Origin of the sequence: Acinetobacter sp. YH12094, assembly GCF_013419295.1 — a bacterium.
GTDB lineage: Bacteria > Pseudomonadota > Gammaproteobacteria > Pseudomonadales > Moraxellaceae > Acinetobacter > Acinetobacter amyesii.
Genome location: NZ_VPAK01000024.1, coordinates 38708 through 45905, shown reverse-complemented (window position 1 = coordinate 45905; position 7198 = coordinate 38708). Strand labels below are relative to the sequence as shown.

Sequence of the window (7198 nt, the reverse complement as noted above, 5' to 3'; positions counted from 1 at the left end):
ACGTAATTTAAGGGTTTTCATGTACTTATATTAACAATCAAAACTCAAGGAAAATAGTCCTTAGTTAAATCAAACGACACTTCATGTCGTGTCGCTTATATCTCTGACCTGAAGGACAGAGTTTTACCCTCCATTTGATAAAAAAACACCTGAACAGTGTTCAGGTGTTGGGAAAGGGACTTAAGAGATCGTCGAATGATTAGCCATTCTTAATGCGAATGATGCGATCGGTACGATCATTGACTAACACATAGTCACCATTGATTTTGTACCATTGTTGATAACGACCGGTGTTCGGTAAGCGGCGCGCTTCACGATCACTCACTTTGTAGCGGCTTGAATCGAAATAACGAGGAAAGCTTTGACCAACACGCCAATCGCGGCTTGGATTTACACGACGAAAGTCATTACGGTCGTAGCGATTATTGTCATAACGGTTGTTGTTATTCCAATTGCTCGGACGGTGATCTTTATCCCAACGGTTGTCTTGATGTTGGTATGACGGATGGTAACGGCGGTCATCTTGACGATGGTCTGGCGCAGCAATGGCTGCTGTTGTTGCCATCAAAGCCGATACGGAAAGAACTAAACTCGATACGATTGTGTTCATGGGACACCTCTATACATTTCTAATCTGTTTTTCGATGATTCAAAATTAGCGAGAAAGTTCAGAGAAAGCGTGGGGGCAATATAGTTGAATTGTGAAATGTATGGAGGAAATTTGAAGGTGTGTAAATGATCTGAACGTTAGGCAGCATCAGCTTTTGCGGTTAAACATTAAAAAAACCTCATAAAAAAGCCCAGAGTTGATCTGGGCTTTAAAAATATGGCGAAATTAAATTCAAAACGGCTTACATACCTAAAATTTTCAGAATACTGTTACTATCTGAGTTGACCAATATGTAGTCATTATTGATTTTATACCATTGCTGATTACGCGATGGTTTAGGTAAGTTATGGTCTTTATAATCGACTTTATAACCATTACCACGATAATGCTGTGGCATCACATAGCCCGTTTGCCATTTATGTTGTTGCAAACGTTTGACTCCACGTTGTTCACGCATACGGCGTCGATCTTCAAGATCGTCATCGTCCTGATAACCACGGAAATTACGATCTTTTTTCATTTGACCATATGCATTGCCGCGTGGGCCATCAAAGCCACGTTCATCGTTCTTGAAGTGAGGCGCTGCAGACGTGATGCTGCTTGCTATTAAAGCACTGAAAGAAATAGCCAAAATTGGCAAAATCTTTTTCATGTTCAACCCTCATGAGTAATTTATCTTCAATATCACTACTGTACGCATTAAATGCAGAGAAACTGTGAAGAAAGATGAATATTTCTTTAAATAAAACGAAGAGATTGCGGATATTATGCGATAAATTTGGCGCCGAGAACAATCTTTCCATCTTGAAAGCGATGGTCCGATAATGCGTGCTTTTTATCCTTGCAATGCAGTCTTGATCAAATTTGAGGTCTATTGTAAGCACGATCAAAAACGCCCATCAAGTCTTGATGGGCAAATAGGGTAGAGATACTGGAATGAAAACGGTGGGTAAATTCGGGTTTTAGTACCACTGCTCATTGAGGCATTGGAGTGAATAAATCGCTTGAGCCACAGATTCAGCTTGCTCGGCATCGTCCATTGCAGAGATCAAATTTTCAGTCAGTTGTAAGGTTTCAATTGAACGAATGGTTTCAATTTTGCGTTTTTGATCAGCCATTTGGGTCTCCTTGCCGTCGGTCTATGTCATGGCCAACAGTCTATGCTTTTATATTTAATTTGAAAAACCGAATATTATTATAAAAATAATTTAAAAATACGATCAAAGGCAAATTGGGTAATGAAGCTGTCTATTGATCAAAGCTTATTGAATTTCAAATGCTAATCTAAGAGTTTAAAAAAAGGGCATCAAATGGCCCTTTTTAGTTCTAAATGTGTCACTTGGAACGTAATTAGTATGCGTATTTCAGGTCGGTATAATCCGTTAATGATTTTTGAATATGAGCTTGAATAAATTCATTAATATCTTCAGGTGTCATTGCTGCACCTTGTTTGGTAATCACATGCTCAAACGGTGCTTGATCTTGCGCAATGATGCGATAAACAAAGTTAGTGATCACTTGATAGCCTGTTTCTTGTTTTTGAATGCAAGTGACATAGAAATAGGCATGCTCAAAGTTTAAGTCAGTATGTGAAAAAATAAATTGTTCAAATAATTTTGCATTTTGACCGACATCTAAGCCTTTTAAATCGTCCACGATACTCGGGTCGAATTTCATGCCATATTTTGCTGAAATCGGTTGACCATCGACCAGTAGGTTAACCATGCCATCCTCAGTTGGAGTCACTGTAATATTGCTAAAGTCAGACATGTATCAATCCAATGTTTTTAAAGAATGCCTCAAGTATCGGCAAATTTGCTAAAAACTCAAGTCGACTTTCGCGTGGACACCGCGAAATCAGTCGGTTAATGATGTCTTGTAGGCATTCAATACATAAAAAAAGGAAGCGCGAGCTTCCTTTTTAAATTGGCTTTCAGCTTATTCATCTTGAGCATCTATGCTGGCACCGGTTAAATGCAAGCTGTCGTCACCCATTAAATATAAATATGCAGGCATGATGCTTTCAGGCGTAGGCAAAGTTTTTGGATCTTCGTCTGGATACGCCTTTGCACGCATGGCAGTACGTGTCGCACCGGGATTAATGCAGTTAAAACGAATATTGGGATGCTCATTTTCTTTGGCGAACAATGTACTCACAGCTTCAATGGCAATTTTTGAGACCGAGTACGCGCCCCAACGTTCACGGGCTTCACGTCCCACACCCGAACTGGCAAAGACCACTGAGGCATGCTCAGATTTTTGCAGTAGGGGCATCAGCTCTTGAGTCAGTACAAAGGGCGCACGAAGGTTCACCGCCATGACATCATCCCAAACATCCACAGGATAATGTTCTAGTTCAGTTCGCTCACCCAAAATCCCGGCATTATGCAAAATGCCGTCTAGGCGACCAAATTGCTTTTCTAAGGTGTCGACCAATAGCTCATAGTCACGAGGAGAGGCACTAGACAGTTGTAGCGGTAAAATCGCCGGTTGGGGGGCACCCAATCCTTCAATTTCATCGTAAATCACTTCTAGTTTATTCAGTGTGCGTCCATGTAAAACCACGGTTGCGCCATGTAAGGCATAGCTGAGGGCAGCCGCACGGCCAATACCATCGCCCGCACCTGTAATCAGGATAATGCGATCTTTAAGCAGATCGGGGCGAGGTTGATATTCTGAATATTTCATCCGTACCTCCTCGTTTTATTGTGTTGTGTTCTATCGTTATAAAGTCGCTGTGTTGAGCGTTTTCGGTTTGATGACCAAATCATGAATGACTTCATGCAATTCAGCAACAGTCTTCACTATACAATCTGCATGCCAAGCTGTTAAGTCATCTTTGTGTTGTAAAGGTAAATAGCCATAAGCCGCAAGAATTGTGTACATCTGCGCATTACGACCGGCATCGATATCACGTGGATGATCACCGACATAGATACAGTCTTGAGCATCTAGATGAATGTGCTTGGCTGCTAAATACATCGGCTCTGGGTCTGGCTTGGTTTTACTGACATCGTCTGGGCAAACCAATACCGAGCAGCGCTCAGTCAAATTCAACGCTTTGAGCAACGCTTCACTGAGTGAACGCGGCTTATTGGTGACAATGCCCCACGGAATTTGATGTTGTTCTAACTCTGCGAGTAGTGGATACATGCCTTCAAACAGATCGGTATCAACTGCAATATCAGCACCATACAGATCTAGAAAGCGTTGACGATGTGTCAGAAAGACAGGATCTTCAACGTCTAACTCTGGATAGACCAGTTTGACCATGGCACGCGCGCCTTCAGATACCTGTACACGAATGTCGTCAGCACTGACCACCGCAATGCCTTTGTCACGGCACATGTCTTGAATAATACGAATAAAATCAGCCGCGGTATCAATCAGTGTACCGTCAAGATCAAAGAGTACAGCTTTCATTAGGCTTCTTTCACCGTATGAACCATGTAGTTCACATCCACATTCGGTGCGAGCCAATAGCGTTTGGTGATCGGGTTATAATGTAAACCTGTCATATCTTTGAGTTTTAACTCGGCTTGACGAATATCATGAGCTAATTCTGAAGGTTTAATAAACTTGGAATAATCATGAGTGCCTTTTGCCAACATGCGTAAAACATATTCCGCACCAATAATCGCAAACAAATAGGCTTTAGGATTACGGTTAATGGTCGAGAAGAATACATGACCACCCGGTTTTACCAGTTTTTGACACGCTAAAATAATTGATGCTGGATCAGGTACATGTTCGAGCATTTCCATACAGGTAACGACGTCATATTGACCTGCTTGTTCTTCTGCCAATTGCTCTACAGGCACTTGGCGATATTCAATATTTTGCACATTTTCTTGTTCGGCATGTAGGCGTGCAACATTTAATGGCGCTTCGCCCATGTCGATACCCAATACTTGCGCGCCACGACGTGCCATGCTTTCAGCTAAAATACCGCCGCCACAGCCTACATCTAATACTTTCTTGCCAGTGATGCCATTTGAATGCTCATCAATCCAGTTCAAACGCAGGGGATTAATCATGTGCAAAGGGCGGAACTCAGAATGCTGATCCCACCATATGGCTGCGAAAGCTTCAAATTTGGCAATTTCTTGTGGATCAACATTCAATTGCGACATCGGTTGCACCTCAATCAAGTCTTTATATTTTAGAAAAAAGTTTATGGGAGTTAGTGTAGCGCGTCCTGAAAAAAAAGCGATAAAAGCCTTAAAAAAGTTCACAGAATGAAAACGAAATCGACAGATTTGATTTATAGTGTTGCCATAAACTAATCATAATGATTTTGAGGACGATAAGTTCAATGAAAAAATTCCTTTTAGGCACGATTACAACAGCTATTTTGGCTTTTTCTGGCAGTGCGATGGCAGCGCAATTTGTCGCGGGGACTGATTACACAGTTATTCCAAAACCGATTAAAGTCGAACGTCCGGGTAAAATCGAAGTCCGTGAGTTCTTTTGGTATGGCTGCCCACATTGTTTTACATTAGAACCGCATATGCAAACGTGGTTAAAGCAATTGCCTAAAGATGTACGTTTTGTCCGTACACCTGCAGCAATGAATCCACTTTGGGAACAAGGCGCGCGTGCTTACTATGCATCGGAAGCATTGGGTGTTCGTCAAAAAGCACATTTACAATTGTTCCATGACATTCATGTGGGTCAGAAAAATATCTTAGAACAAGGCGCATTTGCGAAGTTCTACACCCGTTATGGTGTTCCTGAAGCGAAATTTAACAGCACATTTAAATCATTTGCTGTGTCTTCAAAAATTGCTCAAGCGAAAAGCTTAGCGGCTCAATATCAATTGAGCGGCGTGCCTGCGATTACCGTCAATGGTAAATACATCGTACAAGGTGAAGATGCACGTACCGTTGAAATCGTGAAATTCCTTGTTGATAAAGAACGCAAAGCGAAATAACAGATGTCATAAAAAAGCCGCACTCGATGCGGCTTTTTTATGGCGATAAATTTTGTGGATCAGCGATTTGAGCCAAAGATCGATCCCAGTGCAAGATGCCACGAAATAAGAGCTGAACTTGGGTCTGAGCTTGGCGGCGAAATTGTTGTAGCGCATCAGTACGTTGTGGAAGCTCAACATGTCGATGTAAGTCAATCCACTGCATTGCCCAACTCAAGGCCAATTCAAACAAAATTTGTCCCAATACTTTGAGGTCTTGTTCGGATTGAATATGTTGAGTCGCTTCAACTTGAGCCAGTGCATGGGCCAAATCGGTACTGAGAAAATTAAACTCACGAGTAATGGCTTGTCTTAAGAATGCTGAACCACCCCAACGTTCAGCAATAAGAAACATCCATGCCTCAGGAAATTGCTCAACGGCATGAAATAAATAATCCAGACTTTGTCGTGTGCGTGCATCTGGTGTTTGAAAGCATTGCTGACTCAGTTGATTGAGGACATTCCGAAGGTGCAGGGCCATTTGGTCGACTAGTTCCAAACCGAGTTCGTCCATGTCTTGAAAATGGCGATAAAACGCAGCAGGAACCAAGCCGACATGACGGGAAATTTCGCGTAAGCTCAGACTGCTAAAAGAACGGCCTGTGGTACTCAATGCAAGCGCTGCATCAAGGATAGCTTTACGACTTTGTTGCTTACGTTCTTCCCGTATCGACATGCAATTCGTCCTGAATTTTGCGTGGCTTCAGTCTAACAAATTTCCTGATGTCGTACGATGGGCCTATCAAAACTTGGATGAATGGATTTTGTAAATGCGCACGAATGCGTCCCGAATCTGGCTGTACCTTCTGTTATAATGTACCGCAATCAATTTTGTCAGATTAAGGACTCATCATGCGTATCGACCAACGAGCATTAGATCAATTACGTGAAGTAAAAATTACCCGTAACTACACACGTTATGCGGAAGGTTCTGTATTGGTTGAATTTGGTCATACAAAAGTTCTTTGTACTGCAAGTGTCGACAACTCAGTACCGCGTTTCCTTAAAGGTAAAGGTCAGGGTTGGGTGACTGCTGAATATGGTATGTTACCTCGTTCAACACATACACGTACTGACCGTGAAGCGGCACGTGGTAAACAAAGCGGTCGTACTCAAGAAATTCAACGTCTGATTGGTCGTAGCTTACGTGCGATGGTCGATTTGAAAAAATTGGGTGAAAATACCATCAGCATCGACTGTGATGTGATTCAGGCAGATGGCGGTACACGTACAGCATCAATCACAGGTGCAGCAGTTGCCTTGGTCGATGCGATGAATGTCTTGCTTGAAAATAAAAAAATCAAACAAGATCCGCTTAAAGGCTTAGTTGCAGCAGTTTCTGTAGGTATGTATCAAGATGAAGCATTACTTGATCTTTGCTATGAAGAAGATTCAAACTGCCAAACTGACTTAAATGTGGTCATGACACAAGCAGGTGAGTTCATTGAACTTCAAGGCACAGCTGAAGACAAACCATTTACGCGTGCACAGTGTAATGAAATGCTTGAATTGGCTGAAAAAGGCATTCAAGAATTGATCAAAAAACAACAAGAAGCTTTAGGCTGGTAAGTTGTTTGATTCAGTTTAAACTGAATAAAGAACGCATCTTCGGATGC

10 protein-coding genes are annotated in these 7198 nt (G+C 42.0%); 2 read left to right on the top strand and 8 right to left on the bottom strand.

The window, feature by feature from the left end:
- Nucleotides 1-199: 199 nt before the first annotated feature.
- From FTU34_RS14575 to ubiG, 7 genes are all read right to left on the bottom strand, one after another.
- A complete protein-coding gene (locus FTU34_RS14575) occupies nt 200-610 on the bottom strand; it encodes an RcnB family protein (RefSeq protein WP_180036041.1) in 411 nt (136 codons plus the stop codon).
- Nucleotides 611-851: 241 nt separating this feature from the next.
- A complete protein-coding gene (locus tag FTU34_RS14570; protein WP_180024666.1) occupies nt 852-1262 on the bottom strand; it encodes an RcnB family protein in 411 nt (136 codons plus the stop codon).
- 310 nt (nt 1263-1572) lie between these two features.
- Complete coding sequence (locus FTU34_RS14565) at nt 1573-1728, bottom strand: hypothetical protein (protein WP_180036040.1); 156 nt, start codon at nt 1726-1728, stop codon at nt 1573-1575.
- 232 nt (nt 1729-1960) lie between these two features.
- Complete coding sequence (locus FTU34_RS14560) at nt 1961-2380, bottom strand: hypothetical protein (RefSeq protein WP_180036039.1); 420 nt, start codon at nt 2378-2380, stop codon at nt 1961-1963.
- Between the two features lie 168 nt (nt 2381-2548).
- Entirely contained in the window at nt 2549-3298 is a 750-nt protein-coding gene (locus FTU34_RS14555; RefSeq protein ID WP_078190639.1) for a YciK family oxidoreductase, read from the bottom strand.
- Between the two features lie 36 nt (nt 3299-3334).
- Nucleotides 3335-4033, bottom strand: a complete 699-nt coding sequence (locus FTU34_RS14550; RefSeq protein WP_180036038.1) for an HAD family hydrolase — start codon at nt 4031-4033, stop codon at nt 3335-3337.
- Nucleotides 4033-4743, bottom strand: coding sequence for a bifunctional 2-polyprenyl-6-hydroxyphenol methylase/3-demethylubiquinol 3-O-methyltransferase UbiG (gene ubiG / locus FTU34_RS14545; RefSeq protein WP_078190637.1), 711 nt, complete (start codon nt 4741-4743; stop codon nt 4033-4035). The genes FTU34_RS14550 and ubiG overlap by 1 nt, the downstream gene beginning before the upstream one ends.
- A gap of 182 nt (nt 4744-4925) precedes the next feature.
- On the opposite strand from ubiG, the gene FTU34_RS14540 reads away from it, so the two are divergent.
- Nucleotides 4926-5543: a thiol:disulfide interchange protein DsbA/DsbL gene (locus FTU34_RS14540; protein WP_111885097.1), complete on the top strand. Its 618-nt coding sequence runs from the start codon at nt 4926-4928 to the stop codon at nt 5541-5543.
- Nucleotides 5544-5580: 37 nt separating this feature from the next.
- On the opposite strand, the gene FTU34_RS14535 is transcribed toward FTU34_RS14540, so the two are convergent.
- The gene (locus tag FTU34_RS14535) at nt 5581-6258 is read right to left on the bottom strand and encodes a TetR family transcriptional regulator (protein WP_180036037.1); all 678 of its coding nucleotides are present in this window, start codon (nt 6256-6258) and stop codon (nt 5581-5583) included.
- Between the two features lie 176 nt (nt 6259-6434).
- On the opposite strand from FTU34_RS14535, the gene rph reads away from it, so the two are divergent.
- Entirely contained in the window at nt 6435-7151 is a 717-nt protein-coding gene (gene rph / locus FTU34_RS14530) for a ribonuclease PH (RefSeq protein ID WP_078193269.1), read from the top strand.
- Nucleotides 7152-7198 lie beyond the last annotated feature (47 nt).